This is a genomic window from Thauera aromatica, assembly GCF_023093595.1.
GTDB lineage: Bacteria > Pseudomonadota > Gammaproteobacteria > Burkholderiales > Rhodocyclaceae > Thauera > Thauera aromatica_A.
Genome location: NZ_JALLIK010000094.1, coordinates 22,512 through 44,478 on the forward strand (window position 1 = coordinate 22,512; position 21,967 = coordinate 44,478).

The 21,967-nt window shown below is 68.8% G+C and carries 19 protein-coding genes; 6 read left to right on the forward strand and 13 right to left on the reverse strand.

Annotated elements, in window-relative coordinates; genetic code table 11:
- Positions 1-27: 27 nt before the first annotated feature.
- From paaD to pcaF, 4 genes are all read left to right on the forward strand, one after another.
- Positions 28-519, forward strand: coding sequence for a 1,2-phenylacetyl-CoA epoxidase subunit PaaD (gene paaD / locus MXC99_RS06760; RefSeq protein ID WP_247724724.1), 492 nt, complete (start codon positions 28-30; stop codon positions 517-519).
- Positions 520-555: 36 nt separating this feature from the next.
- Entirely contained in the window at positions 556-1,623 is a 1,068-nt protein-coding gene (paaE, locus tag MXC99_RS06765) for a 1,2-phenylacetyl-CoA epoxidase subunit PaaE (protein ID WP_247724725.1), read from the forward strand.
- A gap of 89 nt (positions 1,624-1,712) precedes the next feature.
- Positions 1,713-2,351, forward strand: coding sequence for a TetR/AcrR family transcriptional regulator (locus MXC99_RS06770; protein WP_247724726.1), 639 nt, complete (start codon positions 1,713-1,715; stop codon positions 2,349-2,351).
- Between the two features lie 57 nt (positions 2,352-2,408).
- A complete protein-coding gene (gene pcaF / locus MXC99_RS06775) occupies positions 2,409-3,611 on the forward strand; it encodes a 3-oxoadipyl-CoA thiolase (protein ID WP_247724727.1) in 1,203 nt (400 codons plus the stop codon).
- A 181-nt stretch (positions 3,612-3,792) separates the two neighbouring features.
- Here the strand turns inward: pcaF and MXC99_RS06780 are convergent, their stop codons facing one another.
- On the reverse strand, positions 3,793-3,966 hold the full coding sequence (locus MXC99_RS06780; RefSeq protein WP_247724728.1) for a hypothetical protein: 174 nt from the start codon (positions 3,964-3,966) through the stop codon (positions 3,793-3,795).
- Here MXC99_RS06780 and MXC99_RS06785 point away from each other — a divergent pair.
- Positions 3,953-4,435, forward strand: coding sequence for a MerR family transcriptional regulator (locus MXC99_RS06785; RefSeq protein WP_282100137.1), 483 nt, complete (start codon positions 3,953-3,955; stop codon positions 4,433-4,435). The two genes, MXC99_RS06780 and MXC99_RS06785, sit on opposite strands and share 14 nt — an antisense overlap.
- A 42-nt stretch (positions 4,436-4,477) precedes the next feature.
- Here MXC99_RS06785 and MXC99_RS06790 read toward each other — a convergent pair whose 3' ends face one another.
- From MXC99_RS06790 to rsxA, 7 genes are read right to left on the reverse strand one after another with little or no spacing between them, the layout of a single operon-like run.
- On the reverse strand, positions 4,478-4,780 hold the full coding sequence (locus MXC99_RS06790; protein WP_247724729.1) for an RnfH family protein: 303 nt from the start codon (positions 4,778-4,780) through the stop codon (positions 4,478-4,480).
- Positions 4,781-4,806: 26 nt separating this feature from the next.
- Complete coding sequence (locus MXC99_RS06795; RefSeq protein ID WP_247724730.1) at positions 4,807-5,487, reverse strand: electron transport complex subunit E; 681 nt, start codon at positions 5,485-5,487, stop codon at positions 4,807-4,809.
- Complete coding sequence (gene rsxG / locus MXC99_RS06800) at positions 5,480-6,166, reverse strand: electron transport complex subunit RsxG (protein ID WP_247724731.1); 687 nt, start codon at positions 6,164-6,166, stop codon at positions 5,480-5,482. The genes MXC99_RS06795 and rsxG overlap by 8 nt, the downstream gene beginning before the upstream one ends.
- Positions 6,166-7,245, reverse strand: coding sequence for an RnfABCDGE type electron transport complex subunit D (locus MXC99_RS06805; RefSeq protein ID WP_247724732.1), 1,080 nt, complete (start codon positions 7,243-7,245; stop codon positions 6,166-6,168). The genes rsxG and MXC99_RS06805 overlap by 1 nt, the downstream gene beginning before the upstream one ends.
- Positions 7,242-8,678 carry an electron transport complex subunit RsxC gene (rsxC, locus tag MXC99_RS06810; RefSeq protein WP_247724733.1) on the reverse strand — a complete coding sequence of 479 codons (1,437 nt, stop codon included), beginning with the start codon at positions 8,676-8,678 and terminating at the stop codon, positions 7,242-7,244. The genes MXC99_RS06805 and rsxC overlap by 4 nt, the downstream gene beginning before the upstream one ends.
- An 11-nt stretch (positions 8,679-8,689) precedes the next feature.
- Entirely contained in the window at positions 8,690-9,223 is a 534-nt protein-coding gene (locus tag MXC99_RS06815; RefSeq protein WP_247724734.1) for an RnfABCDGE type electron transport complex subunit B, read from the reverse strand.
- A 38-nt stretch (positions 9,224-9,261) separates the two neighbouring features.
- Entirely contained in the window at positions 9,262-9,843 is a 582-nt protein-coding gene (rsxA, locus tag MXC99_RS06820; RefSeq protein ID WP_247724735.1) for an electron transport complex subunit RsxA, read from the reverse strand.
- A gap of 209 nt (positions 9,844-10,052) precedes the next feature.
- Here rsxA and MXC99_RS06825 point away from each other — a divergent pair, with 209 nt between their 5' ends.
- Positions 10,053-10,655, forward strand: a complete 603-nt coding sequence (locus MXC99_RS06825; RefSeq protein WP_247724736.1) for a NifU family protein — start codon at positions 10,053-10,055, stop codon at positions 10,653-10,655.
- A gap of 317 nt (positions 10,656-10,972) precedes the next feature.
- On the opposite strand, the gene MXC99_RS06830 is transcribed toward MXC99_RS06825, so the two are convergent.
- The 5 genes from MXC99_RS06830 to torR form a co-directional block, all read right to left on the reverse strand.
- Complete coding sequence (locus MXC99_RS06830) at positions 10,973-12,016, reverse strand: U32 family peptidase (protein ID WP_247724737.1); 1,044 nt, start codon at positions 12,014-12,016, stop codon at positions 10,973-10,975.
- The gene (locus MXC99_RS06835) at positions 12,013-13,035 is read right to left on the reverse strand and encodes a hypothetical protein (RefSeq protein ID WP_247724738.1); all 1,023 of its coding nucleotides are present in this window, start codon (positions 13,033-13,035) and stop codon (positions 12,013-12,015) included. Before MXC99_RS06835 ends, MXC99_RS06830 begins: the two co-directional genes overlap by 4 nt.
- 1 nt (position 13,036) lies before the next feature.
- Positions 13,037-14,473 carry an aldehyde dehydrogenase family protein gene (locus tag MXC99_RS06840; RefSeq protein WP_247724739.1) on the reverse strand — a complete coding sequence of 479 codons (1,437 nt, stop codon included), beginning with the start codon at positions 14,471-14,473 and terminating at the stop codon, positions 13,037-13,039.
- Positions 14,474-14,667: 194 nt separating this feature from the next.
- Complete coding sequence (locus MXC99_RS06845; protein WP_247724740.1) at positions 14,668-21,051, reverse strand: AAA family ATPase; 6,384 nt, start codon at positions 21,049-21,051, stop codon at positions 14,668-14,670.
- A gap of 20 nt (positions 21,052-21,071) precedes the next feature.
- Entirely contained in the window at positions 21,072-21,800 is a 729-nt protein-coding gene (gene torR / locus MXC99_RS06850; protein ID WP_247724741.1) for a two-component system response regulator TorR, read from the reverse strand.
- Positions 21,801-21,967 lie beyond the last annotated feature (167 nt).

Here is a 21,967-nt window from a genome sequence, read left to right on the forward strand (position 1 = left end):
GAGAACGGACATCGCGGGAGGACGGACATGCTGACCGAAGCCCGGGCCTGGGCGGCGCTCGACGCCGTGCCCGACCCCGAAGTGCCGGTGGTGTCGGTGGTGGAGCTGGGCATCGTGCGCGAACTGCACTGCCGCCCCGAGGGCGTCACCGTGGTGGTGACGCCGACCTACTCCGGCTGCCCGGCGACCGAAGTGATCGGCGACACCATCCGTGCGGCCTTGCATGCTGCCGGTGCGGGCGAAGTCGATCTGCAGACCCGGCTTGATCCGGCGTGGACCAGCGACTGGATCGGCGAGGCCGCGCGCGAGAAGCTGCGCGCCTACGGCATCGTCCCGCCCAGCGGCAAGGCTGCCGTGGGCGGGGCGCAGCCGATCCGCTTCGTCAAGCGCCGCCTCACCTGCCCGCGCTGCGGTTCGGATGACACCGAGCGCCTGTCCGAGTTCGGCTCCACCGCGTGCAAGTCGACCTGGCGCTGCAAGGCCTGCCTCGAACCTTTCGAATATTTCAAGCCGATCTGATCCGCCCGCAGGGCAGACGGACAACGGAGACCAAGCATGACCCCCAAATTCCATCCGCTGAAAGTGGCCGAAGTGCGACGCGAGACTCCGGACGCGGTCAGCCTGCGTTTCGAGCTCCCGGTCGAGCTGGCCGAAGACTACCGCTTCACCCAGGGCCAGCACCTGACCGTCAAGGCCAGCGTCGAGGGCGAGTCGCTGCGCCGTTCCTATTCGATCTGCAGCGCGGTCGATGAGGGTGAACTGCGCGTGGCGATCAAGAAAGTCGCTGGCGGGCGCTTTTCGAACTGGGCCAACGCCCGCCTGCAGGCCGGCGATGTGCTCGAAGTGATGACGCCCAAGGGGCGCTTCTACACCGAGCTCGACCCGGACAGTGAAAAGCACTATGTCGCCTTCGCCGCCGGGGCCGGGATCACTCCGATCATCTCGATGATCAAGACCACGCTGAAAGCCGAACCGAAGAGCCGGTTCACGCTGATCTACGGCAACCGTCGCCAGAGCAGCGTGATCTTTTCCGAGGCGCTGGAAGACCTCAAGGACCGCTATCTGACCCGGTTCACGCTGTACCACGTGTTTTCGCGTGAAGAGCAGGAAGTGCCGCTGTTCAACGGCCGCCTCGACCGCGCCCGGGTCGCGGCTTTCGTCGATACCCTGGTGCCGGCCGAGACCATCGACGCTGCCTTCATCTGCGGTCCCGGCGGCATGATCGACGAAGTCCGCGATGGCCTGCTCGCCTGCGGCGTGCCTGCCGAGCGCATCCACTTCGAACGCTTCGGTGTGCCCGACTCGGCGCCCGCGCACCACGTCGAACCGGGCGATGCGCCCAAGGCCATGATCACCGTGATTGCCGACGGCCTGCGCCGCAATGTAGAGTTCCGCGCCGAAGATCCGTCGATCCTGGATGTCGCCCTGCGCGCCGGGATGGATCTGCCGTACTCGTGCAAGGGCGGGGTGTGCTGCACCTGCCGGGCCAAGGTGCTCGAAGGCAAAGTGCGCATGGACAAGAATTTCACCCTCGAGCAGCCCGATGTGGACGCCGGTTACGTACTGACCTGCCAAGCCCACCCGCTGACCGAAAAAGTCGTCATCAGCTTCGACGAGCGCTGAGTCCGCCCGCGCCGCGCGCGCCGCGGCGCCGTTTTCAACCGATCGCAGCCCGTCCGCGGGCCGCAGCTTTCAGGAGTCGAACCCGAACAATGGCTAGAGGCAAAGCCGCCACCTTTGAACTGCAGCGCGGTGCGATCCAGGAGGCCGCCGCCGACCTGATCGCCGCAAAAGGCTTCCACAACACGTCGATGGCCGAGATCGCGCGCACCTGCGGCGTCTCGAAGCCGCTGCTCTACCATTACTATCGCGACAAGGAACACATCCTGTTCGATATCGCCGACTTCCATGTGGATCGCCTGCTGAAGCTCGTCGAGGACGTGCTGGCCGAAACCGATGTCCCTCGCCTGCGCCTCGAACGCATGATCTGCCGCTTCCTCGACGTCTACGTCAGCGGCCGTAGCTTCCATGTCGTGCTGGTACAGGACGTGAAATTCCTTCATGCGGTGCAGCGCGAGCAGATTTTCAACAAGGAAAGACTCATCGTCGATGCATTTGCCGATACCATCGAGGGAATCGAGCCCGGGCTGCGCGGCCGGCGCCTGGACAAGGCCGTGACCATGGTGCTGTTCGGCATGATCAACTGGACGTTCAGCTGGTTGCGCGCCGAAGGCGAGCTGTCTTCGGTCGAGATCGGACCGCTGGTGACGCGGATTTTCCTGCACGGCGTCACCGGCCTCGCCCAGGAGGCGCCCGGGACGGTTCACAGCTCCCCGGCCGCGGTCGTGTGACGTGGCCGCAGCGGAGCCCGACTCTTACCCAAGCGAAGTACTCAGGAGGACGTTTGAATGACGGAAGTTTTCATCTGCGACGGCATCCGCACGCCGATTGGCCGCTATGCCGGCGCGCTGTCGTCGGTACGCACCGACGATCTCGCCGCGCTGCCGATCCGGGCGCTGCTCGAACGTAACGCGGGGCTCGACCCGGCGGCGATCGATGACGTCTACTATGGCTGCGCCAACCAGGCCGGCGAAGACAATCGTAACGTCGCGCGCATGGCGGCGCTGCTGGCCGGGCTGCCGACTTCGGTTCCCGGCGCGACGCTGAACCGGCTGTGCGGTTCGGGCATGGACGCGGTGGGCACCGCTGCGCGCGCGATCCGCGCCGGAGAGGCCGACCTGATGATCGCCGGCGGCGTGGAGAGCATGAGCCGGGCGCCGTTCGTCATCGCCAAGGCCGACACCGCGTTCTCGCGCAGCGCCAAGATCGAGGACACCACCATCGGCTGGCGTTTCGTCAACCCGCGAATGAAAGCGCAGTACGGCATCGACTCGATGCCCGAAACTGCCGAGAACGTCGCCCAGCAGTACGGTATCGCGCGTGCCGATCAGGACGCGTTCGCCCTGCGCAGCCAGGCCCGCTATGCGGCGGCGCGTGCGCGCGGCTTCTTCGACGGCGAACTGCTGACGGTCGAGATTCCGCAGCGCAAGGGCGAGCCGCTGCGCGTGAGCGCCGACGAGCACCCGCGCGAGACCACGCTCGAGGCGCTGGGCCGCCTGAAAGGCGTCGTCCGCCCCGACGGTACGGTGACGGCCGGCAACGCCTCCGGCGTCAATGACGGCTCGGTGGCCCTGCTGCTGGCCAACGAAGCCGCGGCCAAGCGTCACGGCCTCACGCCGCGCGCGCGCGTGGTGGCGATGGCGACTGCCGGCCTCGAGCCGCGGATCATGGGCATGGGGCCGGCACCGGCGACCCGCAAAGTGCTCGAGCGTACCGGGCTGTCGCTCGCGGCGATGGATGTCATCGAGCTCAACGAAGCTTTTGCCGCGCAAGGGCTGGGCGTGATGCGCGACCTTGGGCTGGCGGACGACGCCGCGCATGTGAACCCGAACGGCGGCGCGATCGCGCTCGGCCATCCGCTCGGCGCTTCGGGCGCCCGCCTCGTCCTCACCGCGATGCGCCAGCTCGAAGCCAGCGGCGGCCGCTACGGCTTGTGCACGATGTGCATCGGCGTCGGCCAGGGCATCGCGCTGATCATCGAGCGCGTCTGAGCTTCTGCCCGCGCTGCCGGGCAAGACGGGGCTTTCACTTCGCCCGCCGGTTCTGCCGGCGGGCGAAGTCGTTTACCGCGAGAAGACGCCGCGGTTCCGGCACGGTCGGTTTCACCGGATCTCGGGAGAGGGGCGCGTGGCCGTCCGGATTGGACCGGGTCGATACGGTTTTTGTTGACGTTTACGTCAGCGTCAATATCATTCTGTCTGTGTGACGGCCGTATGCCGTCCGCCCGCTTTCCGTCGTGGCGCTGGCCGGCATGAAGGGGCGGAGGATGCGGCGCCGCTGAAGATCGCGGCGGCGCACGATATCGGCCGTCACGGCCAGTGCGGAGAGAATGATGATGACCAGCACGACCCAGGGCGTTGTGCGTCCGAGGGAGTCGGCGCGAGCCACGACCTACACGATTTCGGACCTTGCCGATGAATTCAACATCACCACGCGGGCGATCCGGTATTACGAAGACCAGGGCTTGATCATGCCTGCGCGGCGCGGCAGCCGGCGCATCTACAGCCGTCGCGACCGCGCCCGGCTGAGCCTGATCCTGCGTGGGAAGCGCCTCGGATTCTCGCTCAACGAAACCCGCCAGCTGTTCGAACTTTATGACAACGGTCCCGGCGAGGATGCCCATACGGCCCATTTCATGGGGCTGCTCGCCGAGCGCCGGGCGCTGCTCGAGCAGCAGATGCGGGACATCCGCGCGATCCTGCGCGAAATCGACATCGCCGAGGCCGACGCACTGCGGGTCAAGGCGGCCAGACAGAGCGAGGGCGCGCCCTCTTCGGCACCCCCTCCGTCTCCCTCCCCGGCTCCGGCGCGCTGAGGCTGGAGGCGGCGCGCAGCGCGCGCCGAGCCCCCCGCCTGCTCAGCTTTCCTCGGAGGAAGGCGTGGAGGCGGTCTTGGCGGCGCTTTTCTTGCGCGTGGGAACGGTTTTCGGGTCGACGATGATGGGCATGTAGATCTCGACGCGGTCGCCTTCCTTGAGCGCGGTCTCGAGAGGGTGGATCTTGCCGAACACCCCGACCTTGTTGCGTGCGAGGTCGATGCACGGGTAGCGCCCGAGAATGCCGGAACGCTCGATCGCCTCTGCGATCGTGCATCCTTCGGCCACCTCCAGGCGCAGCCACGCCGGACGTTCAGGATGGGCATAGCTGACACTGATCTTCATGGGTCGCTCCTTCTGATGTTGAACGCTCAGGACGCCGCAGCCGCGGCCGAGGCGGCGAGTCTGCTGGCGCGCTGGCGAGCACGCAGGGTGATGCGCTGGCGCCAGGCCACCAGGAAGCCGAGGACGAGGAAGCCGCCCGGCGGGAGAATCATCAACAGCATCCCTCGGTAGGATTCGGCAACCTTCATTTCCAGGAAAGCGAAGCTTTCTCCGAGCAGCATCGACGCGTCGGCGAACAGGGTGCCCTGGCCGATCACTTCCCGGATCCCGCCCAGCGCCATGAGCGCGAGCGTGAAACCGACTCCCATCGCCAGGCCGTCGAGGCCTGCTTTCAGAGGGGAATTCTTGGAGGCAAAAGCTTCGGCGCGGCCGATGATCGCGCAGTTCACCACGATCAGTGGAATGAACAGGCCGAGCACCTTGTGCAGTTCGTGCAGCCAGGCGTTCATGCTCATGTCGACGAGGGTGACGATCGAAGAGATCAGCAGCACGTAGATCGGAATCCGCACTTCCTTGACTATGAAATGGCGTAGCAGCGATACGGCGATGCCGGAGCTGATCAATACGGCGGTCGTGGCCAGGCCCATTCCGAGGCCGTTGGTGGCGCTGACGCTGACCGCCATGGTCGGGCACATGCCCAGCATCTGCACGAGGACGACGTTGTTGTCCCAGATGCCGTCGCGGGTGATCCGGCGCAGTTCACTCATGCTTGTCTTCCTTGCGATGGCCGTCCGCCGGCTCCGCGGTCGCCCGTTCTGCCGCAGTGACGGTGGCGAGTAGGCGGCTGCGGTGTGCGGCGAAGAATTCCAGGGATGCTTTCACGGCTCCGACGACGGCGCGGGGGGTGATCGTCGCACCGGCGAACTGGTCGAAATCGCCCCCGTCCTTGCGCACCGCCCATTGCTGCGGAGCCGCCGGGTCGAACCAGCGGCCTTCGAAGCTGCGGATCCAGTTCGACTTGCGGATGTCGATCTTGTCGCCCAGCCCGGGGGTTTCGCTATGCGACAGGATGCGCACGCCGACGATGCGCCCTTCGCTGGAAACGCCGACGATCAGCGAAATCGGGCCGCCGTAGCCGGCCTCGGTGGTCCAGTTGTATGCGACCGCGGTCACTTCGGCGCCGCGGAGGGCGCGATAGATGGTGGTGGACGTACCGTCGGGGCGCTCGAGCTGGATCGTGTTGGCGAGCAGATCGTTGTCGTGCAGCTCAGGCGGCAGCGCCTGTACCAGCGATGTGCGCAGGTCTTCCGCCTCGCGCAACGCGATTTCGCTGCGGGTGAGGCTGTGCCCGTATGCGAGCAGCGCGCTGCAGATGAGCGCGTATGCGCCGAGCAGGGGGCCGGGACGGCGCACCTTTGGGGCGGCCGGGCTTGCGGTGGTCGTCATCAGGAGTTCTCCGTGCGCTTGGCGGGCAGGGGGAGCGGGGCGCCGGAGCGCTTACGGCCATAGCGGCGCGGACGGACGAGGTAGTCGATCAACGGAGTGGCCGCATTCATCAGCAGCACGGCGAATGCCACGCCTTCCGGGTAGCCGCCCCAGGTGCGGATGATGAAGATGAGGATGCCGATGCCGGCCCCGAAGATCAGCCGGCCGCTGGCGGTGACTGGAGAACCGACCGGATCGGTGGCGATGAAGAAAGCGGACAGGATTGCACTGCCGGCGAGCAGGTGGAGTAACGGGGGGGCGTAGCGCGCGGGTTCGACGAGGTGGAATACGGTGGCGAGCAGGCCCAGCGTCAACAGCATGGCGAGCGGGATCTGCCACGGGATGATGCGCTTGAAGATCAGCCAGAGGCCACCGAGCAGCAGCAGCAGGGCCGACGTCTCGCCCATGCTGCCGGCGACCGTCCCGATCGCAAGCGCGCCCAGGGCGCCGGCGTCGGCGGCGAAGGTGCCGCCGGTGCGCAGCGGAGCGAGCGCAGTGGCTGCGCTCACCGCATCGGCTACGGGCTGGGTGCCGAAAGTGATCGCCAGGCCTTCAAGAAAGCCGGGGGCGGTGGCCGACAGCCAGGGTTGGGGCGCGATCCAGCTCGTCATCTCGAGCGGGAAGGACACCAGCAGGGCGACGCGGGCGAGCATCGCCGGGTTCAACACGTTCTGGCCGAGGCCGCCATACACCTGCTTGCCGATGGTGATCGCGAACGCCCCACCGAGTACCGCGATCCACCACGGCGCCCAGGGCGGCAGACAGAGGGCGAGGATGAAGCCGGTCAGCACGGCGGAGCCATCGCCCAGTGCGGATGCTGCCGGCCGCCGGACGATCGCCAGGCAGGCGGCTTCGGCCGCCAGGCAGGACGCGATCGACAGCACGAGCAGATTCATCGCCGGCCAGCCGAACAGGTACAGGCCGAAGGCCGTCGCCGGAAGCAGGGCGAAGATCACCGCACGCATCGTCTGCGGGATGTTGCCCCGGCTATGGACGTGCGGCGCTCCCAGCGGACGGGAGCTTGTGGGCTGCGAATTCATTGCTCGGTCTCGGAAGTGACGGATTTGCGCGCGGCCGCCTTCGCCGCGGCCTGGGCGGCGAGGCGCTGCTGGCGGGCTTCGGCGAGCTTGCGGGTTTCCTCGGCCTTGCGCTGAGCCTCGCGGCGGTTGGTGATCTCGCCTTTGGCGAAGTTGAACAAATGGGCGAGCGGGATGTGGGCCGGACAGACGTAGGAGCAGCAGCCACAGGACAGGCAATCGCTCATCCCCAGGTCGGCGGCGTCGTCGATGCGCCCGGCGCGGATGCGGGCGGCCAGATCGAGCGGCACCAGCCCGACCGGACAGACGTCCACGCAGCGCCCGCAGTGCAGGCAGGCGCGCTGCGAGGCCTCGTGCGCCTCGGCCGCGGTGAGCGCGATGATGCCGCTGGTGCCCTTGACCACCGGAACGTCGAGCGCGGGGAGGATCTGGCCCATCATCGGGCCGCCCATCAGGATGCGGGTCGGTTGTTCGACGAAGCCGCCGCAGAAATCGATCAGGTCGGACACCGGAGTGCCCATCGGCACGACGATGTTGCGTGGCTGGCGGATTGCACCGCCGCCGACGGTGACTACTCGCGACACCAGCGGCTTGGCGAAGCGCAGCGCGCGGCAGACGGCCAGCGCGGTACCGACGTTATGCACGCTGACGCCGATTTCGGCCGACAGCCGGCCTGCCGGAATCTCGAGGCCGGTGACGGTGCGCACCAGCTGCTTTTCCGAGCCCATCGGATAGCGCGAAGGCACGCGCAGCACCTTGATCTCGGGATGAGGGGCCGCGGCGGCGCTCATCGCTGCGAGCGCCTCGGGCTTGTTGTCCTCGATCGCGATGCAGGTGAGCCGGGCGCCCAGCCCCCGTGCGATCAGGCGCACGCCCTCGATGACGAAGCCCGCGCCTTCGCGCATCAGACGGTCGTCGCAGCTCAGGTAAGGCTCGCACTCGCCGCCGTTGATGATCAGCGTGTCGATGTTATGGCGGCTGCCGGCGTCGAGCTTGACTGCGGCGGGGAAGGCCGCGCCGCCCAGTCCGACGATGCCCGCGTCGCGCACCCGAACGGCGATTTCGGCCGGCGACAGGGAGAACGGGTCGGCCACCGGGTCGGTGTCGATCCAGCGCTCCTCGCCGTCGGGCTCGAGAGTGATCGTCTGCACCGGCAGGCCGGACGGATGGGGGGCCGCGTGATCGCCGATCGCCACCACCATGCCCGAAGTCGGAGCATGGACCGGCGCCGACACCGAGCCCTGATGGCGAGCGAGACGCTGGCCCTTGAGCACGCGGTCGCCCACGTTCACTTCGGGTGCGGCGGGCTCGCCGATGTGCTGCTGCAGCGGGATGAACAACTGTTTGGGCAGCGGCAGGCGCGCGATCGGGTGACAGGCGGTGGGGTCCTTGTTGCCCTCCGGGTGGACCCCGCCGCGGAAACGGAAGATTTTCATCTACGGCACCCTTACACGCCGGTGAGTTCAGGTTTGTGCCAGCGCCAGTTGCCCAGCGTCACCGGAATGCCTTCGATGTCGATGCCCTCGGTCGGGCAGACTTCGGCGCAGGCGCCGCAGCCGATGCAGGCCTCGGTGAGGACCACGTGCAGTTGCTTGGTCGCACCGAGGATGGCGTCGGTCGGGCAGGCCTTGATGCAGCGCGAGCAGCCGATGCAACTGGTCGAGCGCACCCGCGCCAGCACCGGGCCGCGGTCTTCGACGCTGCCCGCGTCGAGGCCGACGCCGAGGATTTCGGCGAGCTTTTCCGCCACCGCGCGCCCGCCCGGCGGGCACAGGGTGACCGGCGCTTCGCCGGCGGCGAGTGCGGCGGCGGCCTGGCCGCAGCCGGCGAAGCCGCACTGTCCGCACTGCGAGCCGGGCAGTGTTTCGGCGATACGTTCGACGATCGGGTCGGCTTCGCTGCCGAGCCAGCGCCCTGCGGTGCCCAGCAGCCAGCCCAGTACCATGCCGATGGCGGCGACGACAAGAACGGACGTGATCATGATCGTGGTCCTCCTGAAAGAATGAAGCGAATCCGGACTCAGCGGGTGGGCAGGCCGGCGAAGCCCATGAAGGCGAGCGACAGCAGGCCGGCGGTGATGAGGGCGATGGGGGCGCCGACGAACGCGGCTGGAACGTTGGCCAGGGCGATGCGCTCGCGCACTCCGGCGAAGAGCAGGATGGCCAGGGTGAAACCGATGCCCGTGCCCGTGCCGTGCAGCAGGCTCTGCACGAAGCTGTTGCCCTGTTGCGCGTTGAGCAGGGCGATGCCGAGCACCGCGCAGTTGGTGGTGATCAGCGGCAGGTAGATGCCCAGGGTGTGGTGCAGCACCGGGCTCGCCTTCTGGATCGCCATTTCGGTGAATTGCACGACTGCGGCGATGACCAGGATGTAGGTCATGATGCGCAGGTACATCATGTCGAGCGGACCCAGCAGCGCGTGCTCGACCGCCCAGGTCGCGCCCGAGGTCAGGGTGAGCACGAACGTCGTCGCCAGCCCCATGCCGAGTGCGGTATCGAGCTTGTTGGAGACTCCCAGGAATGGGCACAGGCCGAGAAAGCGAACAAGGATCACGTTGTTCACCAGGGCGGTGCCGAGCAGGAGCAGCAGATATTCCTTCATGGGTTGTGGCTCTCGATGAACGGGTTGATCATCAACCTATGACCTTTATGATAATTGACGTTGACGTAAACGACAACTAATATTCGCTTCACGGCCTGTCCTTTTTCCCGTCTTTCCAGCCGGGAAACCGGCCTTCAGGCGCCAGGGTTCGACCGACTCACTGCCGGCGCCCGAACCAAGCACATGACCCAAACCGGAGGAGTCCCGTCATGCCGAACGTTACTGCCGTCGTTCCCACGCCCAACCCGCTGGCGAACAAGTTCATGATCGATGCGCCCATGTTCAGCGGCGCGCCTCGCCATTTCGCCTCTCCGAAGCACGCGATGGGCGACGCGCTGGGCGAGAGCCTGCTCGGCGTTCCCGGCGTCACCGAAGCCTACTGCACCGCGGAATTCATCACCGTGACCCGTCACCATGCGACCGACTGGGACATGATCGAGTCGCGGGTGATCGAGTGCATCGAGACCTACAAGCCGAAGCGCGTGATCGGCATCGCCCGCGAAGACGGCGCCCCGGCCGCCGCTGCCGCGCCTGCAGCTGCGCCGGCGGCGGAAGAGGCGCCGATCGAGGTCGAAACCGACGACCCCGAGATGCTGATGCGGGTCAACATGATCCTCGACGAGAACATCCGCCCGTTCCTCGACAAGGACGGCGGCGGCATCGACGTCCTGCGCCTGCAGGATTTCACCCTGACGGTGCGCTACAAGGGCGCCTGCGGCGGCTGTCCTTCGGCCGTGACCGGGACGTTGTTCGCGATCAGCAACCTGCTGCAGAACTACGTCGATGACCGCCTCCAGGTGGTGCTCGACTAGAAGTTTGCGGGGGGCGCGGCGGGTTGGGCTCCCCATCGCCGTGCTCGTTCGAACCATTGCCTGCCTTTTCGATAGGCCCGCCCCGCGCCACGGATAGCGCGGGGCTTGTGCTCCGCCGCCGGCGAGCAATCGGTCGCCCCGACTCCTGGTATCCGTCTTCATGCTCATCTCCGGGAACTGTCCGCCTTCACGCGGTGATGAACAAAGTATCGGGGCTGCTTTTTTTGAAGTCAAACTATTGGAAGTCAAACATTGACGAATATCAATAGCTGCGGCTTCGCCATCGTGCGATGCGCGGTGCTGCACCGACGCTTCCCTCAGGGACGGGAGGGCGGGGAGCAGGGCGGCGCGTGCGCCGCCTCGGTGACGACTTCGGGGTAGTAGCACATGTAGCCGGTGCGGCAGTGCTCGTGGGAAGGGCGCAGGCCGCGCGCCAGCGCGGCGACCTCGTGGGCGGGCCGGCCGGCGAGCTGGGCGTCGACGATGGTGCGCACCATCCGCACGCTGGCCAGCTTGCGCGGCAGCGGGCCTTCGCGCCCGGCGATCTTCACGGCGTGGATGCCGCCGCCGGCCAGCCGGGGCACCGCGCACAGGCCGCAGGGGCCGTAGGGCAGGCCTTCGGCGGTGGTCGTGAAACCGCAGGAAAAGCGGTACCACAGCCAGCGCCGGTAAGCCTGGTCGTTTTCGGTCAGGCGTTCCTGCAGGCTCGCCGACAGCGGCCGGCCGTCGCGGTGGCGGTGGCGGTAGCGGTAGTGGTCGAGGCAGATCGGGCCACCGAGCGGTGCCGGCAGATGCAAGGTATTGCAGCTGCCTTCCTCGTACACGCAGCCGTCGTTGAGGATGAAGGCCTCGACTTCGAGCTCGGGCAGGGCGGAGGCGATTGCGGCGGCCTCGTCCAGGGTCACGTCGCGCGGCAGGATCAGCCGGCGCACGCCGAATTCACGGTACAGGCGGGCGGCGTGGACGTTGCGGCAGGTGGCGACCGAGCTCAGATGGACCCGCATTCCGGGCAGGGCTTTGCCGAGCGTGAAGATCAGGCCGATGTCGCTCGCGATCAGGGCGTCGCCGCCCATGGCCTGGTAGCTGCGCGCAATCTCGAGCGCGAACTCGATCTGCGCGGCCGAGTAGTGCTGGGCGTTGAGCACCAGCGACAGCGTCGCGCCACTGGCATGGGCGAGGCCGAGAGCGTGTTCGAGCTCGGCCAGCGAGCCGAGGTTGCCGCCCGGGCGGCGGTTGGCGCTTGTGCCGCCGAAACGTTCGGCCCATTCGCGCGGCGTCACCCCGCAATACAGCTCGCTGGCGCCGGCCTGGGCGAGCGGAGCGATCTCGTCGGGGTGGCGGATCGGGGCGACGATCTTCATACCGCTTCTCCGGGAACGATCAGGCGCGCGATCCTGCCCGCGGCCGCGGCGCGGCTGGCGGTGGCGAGGGTGGCGGGCGAATGCCGGCAGAGCACGGTGTTGCCGACATGCACCGTGCGCCAGGCGTCGTCCGCCGCCTCGCGCACGGTGTCCGCACGCAGGCCGAGGCATTCGTGATGACAGAACGGCCGCGGCGAAAAGCGTTCCGGCCCGCTGCGGGCGAGGCCGGCGGTGCGGCACATCCGCCCCTTGGCGACGAAGGCGAAAGGCAGGTGCACGTCGAGCGGTAGCGGGGCGCCGGAAAACGTCTCGTCGCGGGCGAACAGCGGCAGGTCCATTTCAAGCCGGGCGATGCCCAGCCGCTGCAGCACGGCGCGCAGTGCGGGGGAGTCGAGGTCGTGGCCGGCGGGCGGGGCATAGCGCGGATCGCCCAGGCGAGGGTCTTTCAGCATCCGGCACAGGATCCTGCCCGCGACCGGAATCAGCTGCGGGAAGCGTTCCTGCAGCAGGAGGGCGACGCCCCAGTCGCTGACCACGACTTCGGCGCCGGCCGGCAGCAAGGTCAGAAGCTCGGCCAGCGCATCGATCACTTGCGGTGAGGCGACCGGCGTCAGCAGGGAAACGCCGAGGCCGTGTTCGCGGGCCTCGGCCAGGTTCAGGGTGAGCTGTGCCGGGGTCGGCAGCAGGCGCTCGCAGAATTCGCTGCCGACGTGCAGGCGTGTCGGCTTGCACGCGGCGAGCCAGCGGGCGAGCGCTTCGTCGGCCAGCGCCCGGTGCCAGAACGCGGCGCGCTCGCCCCGGCTGGCGAACAGGGGCTGCAGGCTGCGCGGGCGCACCATCGCCACCGCCACGTCCACCGTGCCGGTGGCCGGGAGAGGGGTCAGGGCCGGCGCACCGTCCGCTGCGCTGCGGTTTGTTTCGCCCGCCGCCCGGTGTGCGCCGCCCGCTCTGTCCCGCCCCGCCGCTGGGCGGGACGGGTAGCGCAGCAGGGGCTGTGCACTACGGGGGGCTGCGGCCATTTCAGGGCGCGGGGCGATTGATGTTGAACAGCTGCGGGCGGGTGTATTCGAGCAGCCCCTCGAGACCGAACTCGACGCCGAAGCCCGACATCTTGCAGCCGCCGAAGGGACAGTGCGGCAGCACTTCGGCGTGGCCGTTGATCCACACCGTGCCGCATTCGAGGCGGGCGGCGACGGCGCGCGCCTGTTCGATGTCGGACGACCACACCGAGCCGCCGAGGCCGTTGTCGCTGGCGTTGGCGCGCAGCACCGCCTCGTCCACGGTGGCGTAACGGATGACCGGCAGGACCGGGCCGAACTGTTCCTCGTCGACCAGGCGGGTGCCGTCGGTGATGTCGGCGACGATGGTCGGCGGGTAGAAATAGCCCTTCCCCGGCAGCGGCTCGCCGCCGCACAGGATGCGGGCGCCGGCGGCGCGGGCGTCGTCGACCAGCTCGCATACCAGCTCGAACTGGTCGCGGTTCTGGATCGGGCCGAAGCTCACGCCTTCTTCCAGGCCGTTGCCGACCTTCTGCCGCACGGCGATCGCCGTCAGGCGTGTGCACATCTGCTCGTACTGGGACTCATGGACGTAGAGGCGCTTGAGCGCGGCGCAGGTCTGGCCCATGTTGAGGAAGGCGCTCTGGAACACGCCTTCGGCGACGGCGTCGATGTCGGCCCCCGGCAGCACGATGCCGGCGTCGTTGCCGCCGAGCTCCAGGGTGAGGCGCTTCAGGGTGCCGGCGGCGTTGCGCATGATGTCCTGCCCGGTCGGGGTCGAGCCGGTGAACACGATCTTGCGGATGCCGGCGTGACCGGACATGTCGCGCCCGAGCGCACCGCCGCCGGCGACCACGTTGACCACCCCGGGAGGCGCGACTTCGGCGATCAGTTCGACCAGGCGCAAGGTGTTCAGCGGGGTCAGCTCGGAGGGCTTGATCACCACCGTGTTGCCCGCGCGCAGCGCAGGCATGATGTGCCATACCGCGATCATCAGCGGCCAGTTCCAGGGCGTGATCGAACCGACCACACCGAGCGGGCTGCGGTGCAACTCGATGCGCTTGGTCGGGCTGTCCTCGATGACTTCCACCGGCAGCTCGAGCGCTGCGGTGGCGCGCGTCCATGCCACCGCACCGCCCACTTCCATCTGCGCCAGCGCCAGCGGCTTGCCCTGCTCGCGGACGATGATCTCGGCCAGTTCGGGGGCGTTGTGCTCGATGCGGTCGGCGATCTTCAGCAGCAGCGCGCGGCGCTCTTCGCAGCTGCTGTGCTGCCACTGGGCGAAAGCGCGGTTGGCGGCGGCGACCGCGGCATCGAGCTGGGCGCTGGAGGCGCTCGGACACTCGGCGAAGGGCTCGCCAAGCGCAGGATCGATGACCGGCAGCGTGCCCCGCTCGCCCGCGACCGCGCGGCCGTCGATGACCAGGGTGGAAGTTCTTTTTGCGAGTGTCTCGTACATCGTCCGGGTCCCCTCTGGGTGAATGCAATGCCGCCATGCGCACTGCCTTGCAGTGTGACGGATGGCGCTAGCCTAGCCCTGCGGTGTAAACCGGCTTTTCGTGAAATGTGCCGATTTGTGCGCAGTTGTAGCGGGGCGATACAGCGCCCCGGTGCGCTGCGCGCAAGTGCTCCCGGCCTGCCGCAGCGGGCGCTTCAGGCGCACGCCGGAGCCGGGCCGCGGCGGCGGTCGATGGCGGCCAGGCTGGCTTCGAGCAACTCCGCGAGGGGGGCGCTTTCGGAACGCAGGTCGAGCTCGGCGGCGCTGCTCTCGAGCTCGCGGCAGCGTGCGGCGAGGGCGGCGAGGCCGAAGTTCGCGCCCGTGCCGGCGAGGCGGTGGGCGATGTCGCGCTGGGCCTCGGGGTCGGGGCTGCGGCCCAGTTCGGCGACAAGCTCCCGGCACTGCTGTTCGAGGAGCGCGAGCAGGCTGTCCATGCGTGCCTGTCCGAGCTGGCGGAAATGACCTTCGAGGACTTCGCCGGCGAGCAGCGCAGCGGCCGGCGGGAGAGAAGGCGGCAGGTTGGGGGGCGCATCGGCCGGGACTCCGGCGGCGGTGTCCATGCCCGGCGCCGGGGTGCCGGCGTACAGCGCATGCAGGAGCACTTCGTAGCGCAGCGGCTTGCCGAGCACGGCATCGATGCCGGCGTCGAGGTAGCGGCGGACCTCCTCGCCGGTGACCGAGGCGGTGAGGGCGACGATGCGCACTGCGGCCTTGCGCGGATCGGCGTGGGCGCGGATGCGGCGGGTGGTCTCGAGGCCGTCGAGCTCGGGCAGATGGATGTCCATCAGGATGACGTCGTAATCGTGGCCGTCGTGCAGCGCCAGCGCGCTGAAACCGTCTTCGGCGAGGCTCACCCGGTGGCCTTCGCTTTCGAGCAGGGCGCGGGCGACCTGGCGGTTGGTGTCCACGTCCTCGACCACCAGCACTTCCAGCGGCCGGCCTGGCGCCGGGGGGGGGAGGAGCGGCAGGGCTGCGGGCACGCTGCCGTGCGGGTAGCCGATCTCGAACCAGAACAGGCTGCCGTTGCCGGGGGAACTGTGTACGCCGATCTCGCCGCCGTGCAGTTCCACCAGGCGGCGGCAGATCGCCAGCCCCAGGCCGGTGCCGCCGAAGCGGCGGGTGATCGAGCTGTCGGCCTGGGAGAAGTGGCTGAAGATCCGTTCCTGCGCTTCGGCGGCGATGCCGATGCCGCTGTCTTCGACTTCGAAGCGCAGGCGGCTGTGTGCCGGCCCGTGCGCGGCCTCGTCGGTGGCCGCTACCGTGGCGGTGACCGAGATGAAGCCGCGGGCGGTGAACTTCACCGCGTTGCCGGCGAGGTTGAGCAGGATCTGGGTCAGCGCGCGGCGGTCGCCGATGACGCCCGCGGGGAGATCGCCGGCGACCGCCAGGCGCAGGCTCAGTCCCTTGTGCTGGGCCATCGAGGCCAGCATCGGGCGTAGCTCTTCGAACACCGCGGCAGGCGAGAACGGCGAGCTTTCGAGCGTCAGCTGGCCGGCCTCGATCTTGCTGAAGTCGAGGATGTCGTTGAGGATGCCGAGCAGGTTGTGCCCCGAGCGTTCGATCGCCCCGACCCATTCGCGCTGGTGGGCGTCGAGCGCAGAGCGCGCGAGCAACTGGGTCATGCCCAGGATGCCGTTCATCGGCGTGCGGATCTCGTGGCTCATGGTGGCGAGGAAGTCGCTCTTGGCCTCGTTCGCCGCTTCCGCCTTCTCGCGCGCCAGTTCCGCTCCTTCCTTGGCTTTGCGCGCGCTGATGTCGGTCAGCGAGCCTTCGTAGTAGCGCAGCCGCTGCTCGCCGTCGAACACGCGCCGGGCGGAGATCGAGACGTCGATCTCGCTGCCGTCGCGCCGGCGCCAGCGGGTCTCGAAACCGACCACTTGTTCGGCCATGTGGAGGCGGCCGAGAAAGCGGCGCTGCTCTTCGGCGAGGACGAAGCACTGGGTGCTGACGTCGGTGACGGTAGCGAGAAAGCTGTCGGCGCAGTCGTAGCCGAGCAACTGCACCAGGGCGGGATTGGCCGATACGAAACGGCCCTCGGGATCGACGCGGAAGATGCCTTCGATGGCGTTCTCGAACAGCGAGCGGTAAGCCTGCTCGGATTGCTGCAGGCCGAGGTAGAGCTTGGCGTTCTCGATCGAGATCGCCGCCTGGGCGGCGAGGATGCGCAGGGTTTCCAGGCGCCGGCGGTCGAAGATGTCGTGACTGTGGCGGTGTTCGAGGTAGAGCACCGCAGTGAGCTCGCCGTGGTACAGGATCGGCATGCACAGCAGCGAGCGTGGGCGGTGGGCGTGCACGTAGGTGTCATGGGCGAACATCGGCTGGCGGGAGGCGTCGCCCAGCACCACCGGCTCGCCGGTGCGCACGACATAGTTGATGACGCTCACCGGCACGCTCCGGGCGCTGTCCTCGAGGGGCAGTGCGCACATCAGCCGGGGCGCCTCCTCGAGTCCGGCGATCGCCTCCACGTACAGGCGCTGCTGGCGGCTCAGCACCAGCGCGCCGCGCTGTGCGCCGGCGCTGGCGAGGGCGAGCTGCATCAGGCGTTCGAGCAGGCGCTCGAGGACGATCTCGTCGGAAATCGTCTGCGAGGCCTTGATTACCGCGCTGATGTCGAATGCCTGGTTGCTCGCCGGATCTTCGTCGTCGGCATCGGCGGTCGTAGCGCCGGTGGCCGTCTTCACCCACAGCCCGTCCTGCTCGAGGGCGGCGCGCAGGTGGGCGAGCTTGCCGTGGGCGCCGAGCGCGGCGAAGCGGGTGGCGCTGTCCTCGAAATAGCCGCGGGCGGTGGTGCGGGCGCCGTTGTCGAGGTGGAAGCGTGCGGCCAGCTCGCAGGCGAGGGCGGCTTCGAGGGCGAAGCCGTGGCCTTCGGCGAGGGCGATGGCGCGGTCGTAGGCGGCCATCGCCGCCAGCGGGCGGCCCTTGATCCGCAGCCGTTCGGCGCGGATCAGGGCCAGGCGGTGCTCGTGGTTGGCCGGGCAGTGCCGCGCCCAGCGCACGGTCTGGGCGATGACCCGGTCCACGATGCGCAGCCCGTCGCGCCGTGCCCGGCCCGCGGGCGGTAGCGTGCGCAGCACGGCGAGCGCGTGCAGGCCGCGGAACCAGGCCGCGGTGAAGGTGCCGGCGACGTAGGGCAGGTGTTCCGCTCCCAGCGTGCAGTGCACGCGGGCCTGCGCGTAGTCGGCGAAGACGAAGCACAGCAGGGCCTTGTAGAAGTGATGCAGGCATGCCGCGGTGCGGTGGTTCTCGCGCAGGTGTTCGGCGAGCATGAGCTGTTCGCGGTAGTGCCCGCCGTCGAGCGCGGTGGGCTCGGCGCCGGGCGTGCGCAGCTTGGTTACCGCCTGCAGCGCCATGTAGCAGTATTGCAGCGACTGCTTCTGCCCGGTCTGCTCCAGCTGGGCGAGCTGGCGGGCGAGCTGCTGGGCCTGCGCCGCGCAGTCGCGCATCAGCGGAAAGGCGTACTGGATGTGGGCGGCGAGGCTGTAGGCGGCATATTCGAGGTCGCCGCAATCGAGCGCGCTGCGGTGGGCCTCCATCAGGCCGTCGAGGACGTCGGCCAGGGGCTCCTTGAAATGGCGGACATAGGTGTTGAACATCGCCAGGCTGCGGTGGCGGGTGGTGCGCGCCGGGCGCGCCGCCTCCAGCGCCATCGCCAGCTGCCCGGCGCGCCAGCCTTCGTCGACGGCGTCGAGCAGGCCGCACAGCACGCCGCCGAAGCTGGCGAGCGCGGGGGCGGTGGCGTCGGTGTGGCCGTGGCGCAGGGCGAGCTCGACCTGGCGTGCCATCACCAGCGGACGCAGCGCCGAACTGGAGAATTTGACGATGCCGAACATGCCGGCGAGGATCGACTGCGCGGTCAGCATCCGGGCCTCGCTGCTCACCGGCATCTTCAGCAGCCGCTCGGCGGTGCACCGGCGCAGCAGCAGGCGGGTGCCCAGCAGTTCGGCGGCGATGCGCAGCCGCCCCGGGGCCGCGGGCAGCTTGACGCCGAGCATCGCCAGTGCCTGGCGGGCTGTCTCCAGGCCGTCGGCGAAACGGTTGCGGGCGACGTGGGCCTGGATGCGGATCTCGTGACAGCGGACGGCATCGAGCGGGCCGCTGGCGTGGCGTTCGGCGTCGGCGAGCAAGGCGGCCATCAGCGCCGTGTCGCCGCGGCTGTGAGCGGCTTCGGCGGCGGCGAGGTGGAGCTCGAGGGCGAGCCGGTAGTGCGCCTGCCAGCGGTCGGCCGGCAGCGCATCGACACCGGTGCGCAGGTACTCGAGCGCCGATTCGAATGCCGCCGATTCGCGCGCGCGCTGCCCCGCGCACAGGTTCAGCGTGGCGAGCGCGACCTGCTCGTCGGGGTCGTCGATGAGCCCGCGGGCGAGGTTCAGGTGGCCGGCGATCTCGAACACGCGACGGTCGAGCTCGCCGGTGTCCAGGCTTTGCCGCAGCAGGCGCCCGACCTGCAGGTGGAGGGCGTCGCGCTCGTCGGCGGCGAGCAGCGAGTAGGCGGCCTGCTGGATGCGGTCGTGCACGAAGCGGTAGCGGGTGGTGCCGGCCTCGCGCTCTCCGCCCGGGCGATAGCTGTCGTCGAGGGCGACGATCAGGCCTTCGGCCTGGGCCGGTGACAGCATGGCGGTGATGCGCTCGGCCGCGCTCTGGTCGACGAGGGCCAGGGTGTGCACGTCGAAGGTGTTGCCGATGCAGGCCGCGAGCGGCAGCACGTGGCGGGTGGCGGCGGGCAGGCGGCGGATCTTGCCGATCATCAGCGCGGCCACGTCGGCGGCGATCTCGCGCGTGCGGATCGCGTCCTCGTCCCATTCCCAGCGCGGGCTGTGAAAGCGGATCAGGCCTTCGTCGTAGAGCGCGTCGAGGAACTGCTTGAGGAAAAAGGGGTTGCCCTGGGTCTTGTCGTGGCAGATCTCGGCCAGGGAGGCGCATTCACGCTCGCTGCAGCGCAGCGTATCGGCGATGAGGCGGCGCACCTGGGCGAGGTCGAGGGGCTGCAGCTGGTGTTCGACGAGTTCCAGCGGCGCACTGCGCAGGCGTTCGAGGGTGGCGGCGAAGGGGTGTTCGGGGCCGATTTCGTTATGGCGGTAGCTGCCGACGAGCAGCAGATGGGGCAGGCGCGGGGTGGCGGCGAGCGCCTCGATCAGGCGCAGCGAGGCGAGGTCGGCCCATTGCAGGTCGTCGAGGAAGAGGGCGAAGGGGCGGCCGGGTTCGATCAGGACGCCGAGCAGGCGCGAAAACAGCCGCAGCCGTCCCTGCTCGTCGAAGCTCGGGCGGGCGCGCTGGCGTTCGGCTTCGCCGACGATGAAGCCGAGCTCGGGGAGCAGGCGCAGCAGCGTCCCCAGGTAGCCGCCGAGCTGTTCGCGCAGGCGGGCGCGCAGCGCTTCGAGCTGTTCGCCGGATTCGGTCAGGCGCTGGCGGATGAGGCCGCGCAGGGCCTGCAGCAGGGCGGCGTGCGGGCGCTGGCGGCGGTACTGGTCGAATTTCCCGCTGCTGAACTGGCCGCCGCGGGCGAGCACGTTCTGGCGCAGCTCATGGACCAGGCTGGATTTGCCGACCCCGGTGTAGCCGCTGACGAGCACCAGGGACTGGCCGCCGGCCGTGCAGCGCTCGATCAGGCCGTCGAGCTCGGCGAGCAGGGGTTCGCGGCCGTACAGCTTCTGCGCTACCTGGAAGCGCGCGGAGACGTCGCGCGAGGCGAGTGCGAAACCGCCTGCGGTGATGCCGGTGCTGTGACGGTGGAGGCATTCGCGCAGATCGTGCACGATGCCGTGGGTCGACTGGTAGCGGTCGGCGGCGTCTTTGGCGAGCAGCTTCAGCACCAGCGCCGACACCGCTTCGGGCAGGGTGCGGTTGATCAGGTGGGGCGGGCGCGGGCGATGGGCGATATGGCAGTGCACCAGATCGAGCCCTTCGCGGCCGGCGAAAGGGTGCTGGCCGGTCAGCAGCTCGTACAGCGTGGTGCCGAGGCTGTAGTAGTCGGTGCGGTAGTCGATCGCGCGGTTGATGCGTCCGGTCTGTTCGGGCGCGATGTAGGGCAGGCGGTGGCTCGCCAGCTGGGGCGTATTCCAGCTCGCCTGCTCGCTGACGAAGCGGGTGGCGAGGCTGAAGTCGATCAGTTGCGGCCGGCCCGCGGCGGTGATCAGCACATGGTCGGGGTTGATCTGCTTGTGGATCACGCGCACTTCGTGGAGGCGGCCGATCAGCCCGCAGAGCTCGATCGTGATCGCCAGCCAGTCGTGCCATTCGTATTCGCCCGAGCGCATCAGCTGGCGCAGCGAGCGCGCCTCGTGGTCGGGGAAGAGGAGGGCGGGGCCGCGTTCGAGTTCGACGTGTTCGAGCGAGCTGACCACGCCGTCGAGCGCGAGCGTGGCGAGCAGGGTGTGTTCGTGGCACAGGCGGGCGAGCATGCCGGGCGGGCAGCGCGCGCGGTCGAGCTGCTTGACGATCAGCGCTTCGTCGCGGCCCGGCAGCAAGGCGCGGCTGATGGTGCTGAAGCGGCCCTGGTAGAGGCGCTTGAGCACCCGCAGCGTCGATGCCGGGGCGACCATGGTCTCGGCGGCCTGCGCGCTCAGCCGACTTCGCCGGCGAACAGGTAGCCTGCGCCGTGGGCGGTGAGGATCAGGCGGGGGTCGGCGGGGTTGTCGTCGAGCTTGCGCCGCAGGCGCCCGATCAGGACATCGACCGAGCGGTCGTTGGGCGTCCACTCGCGGTCGTGGATCGCGTCCATCAGCTGGTCGCGCGACAGCACCTGTCCGGCATGGGTGAGGAGGGCGAGGAGGAGCTTGAACTCGCCTTGCGGCAGGCGCTCGCTGCGGCCGTCGGGGGCGAGCAGCAGGCGCTTCTGGGGGTTCAGGGTCCAGCCTTCGAAGTGCCAGCAGCCCTGTTCCGGGTCCAGGCGTTCGGCGCGCCCGGCGCCGTCGATCCGCCACAGCAGGTTCTTCGCCCGCACCAGCAGCTCGCGCGGATTGAACGGCTTGGTGACGTAGTCGTCGGCGCCCAGTTCGAGGCCGACGATGCGGTCGATGTCATCGTCCTTGGCGGTGACGAGGATGATGCCTACGCGCGAGGCCGCCCGCAGCTCGCGGGTGAGGGTGAGGCCGTCCTTGCCGGGGAGCTTGATGTCGAGCAGCACCAGTGCGATGTGCTCGCGCTCGATGCGCTGGAGCAGATCCTCGGCCTGCCCGCTTTCGCTGACGCGATAGCCTTCCTGCTCGAAATAACCGACCAGGAGCGCGCGCGAGGCGGGGTCGTCCTCGACGACCATGATGTGCGCGCGGTGGTTCGTCTCCTTCGTCATCGATCCTCCTGGAAATGGGGCCGAAATCCTTTTTTGTCGGCTGCCATGATCGCCTGAAAACGCGGCTGTGGGCAATGCGTGCGGGGGCGGGGCGCGGACCCGGGCGGCGAAGCTTGCGAAGCCGTTACATCCCCGGACAACTTCGTACATCTGGCGTCAAGTTGATT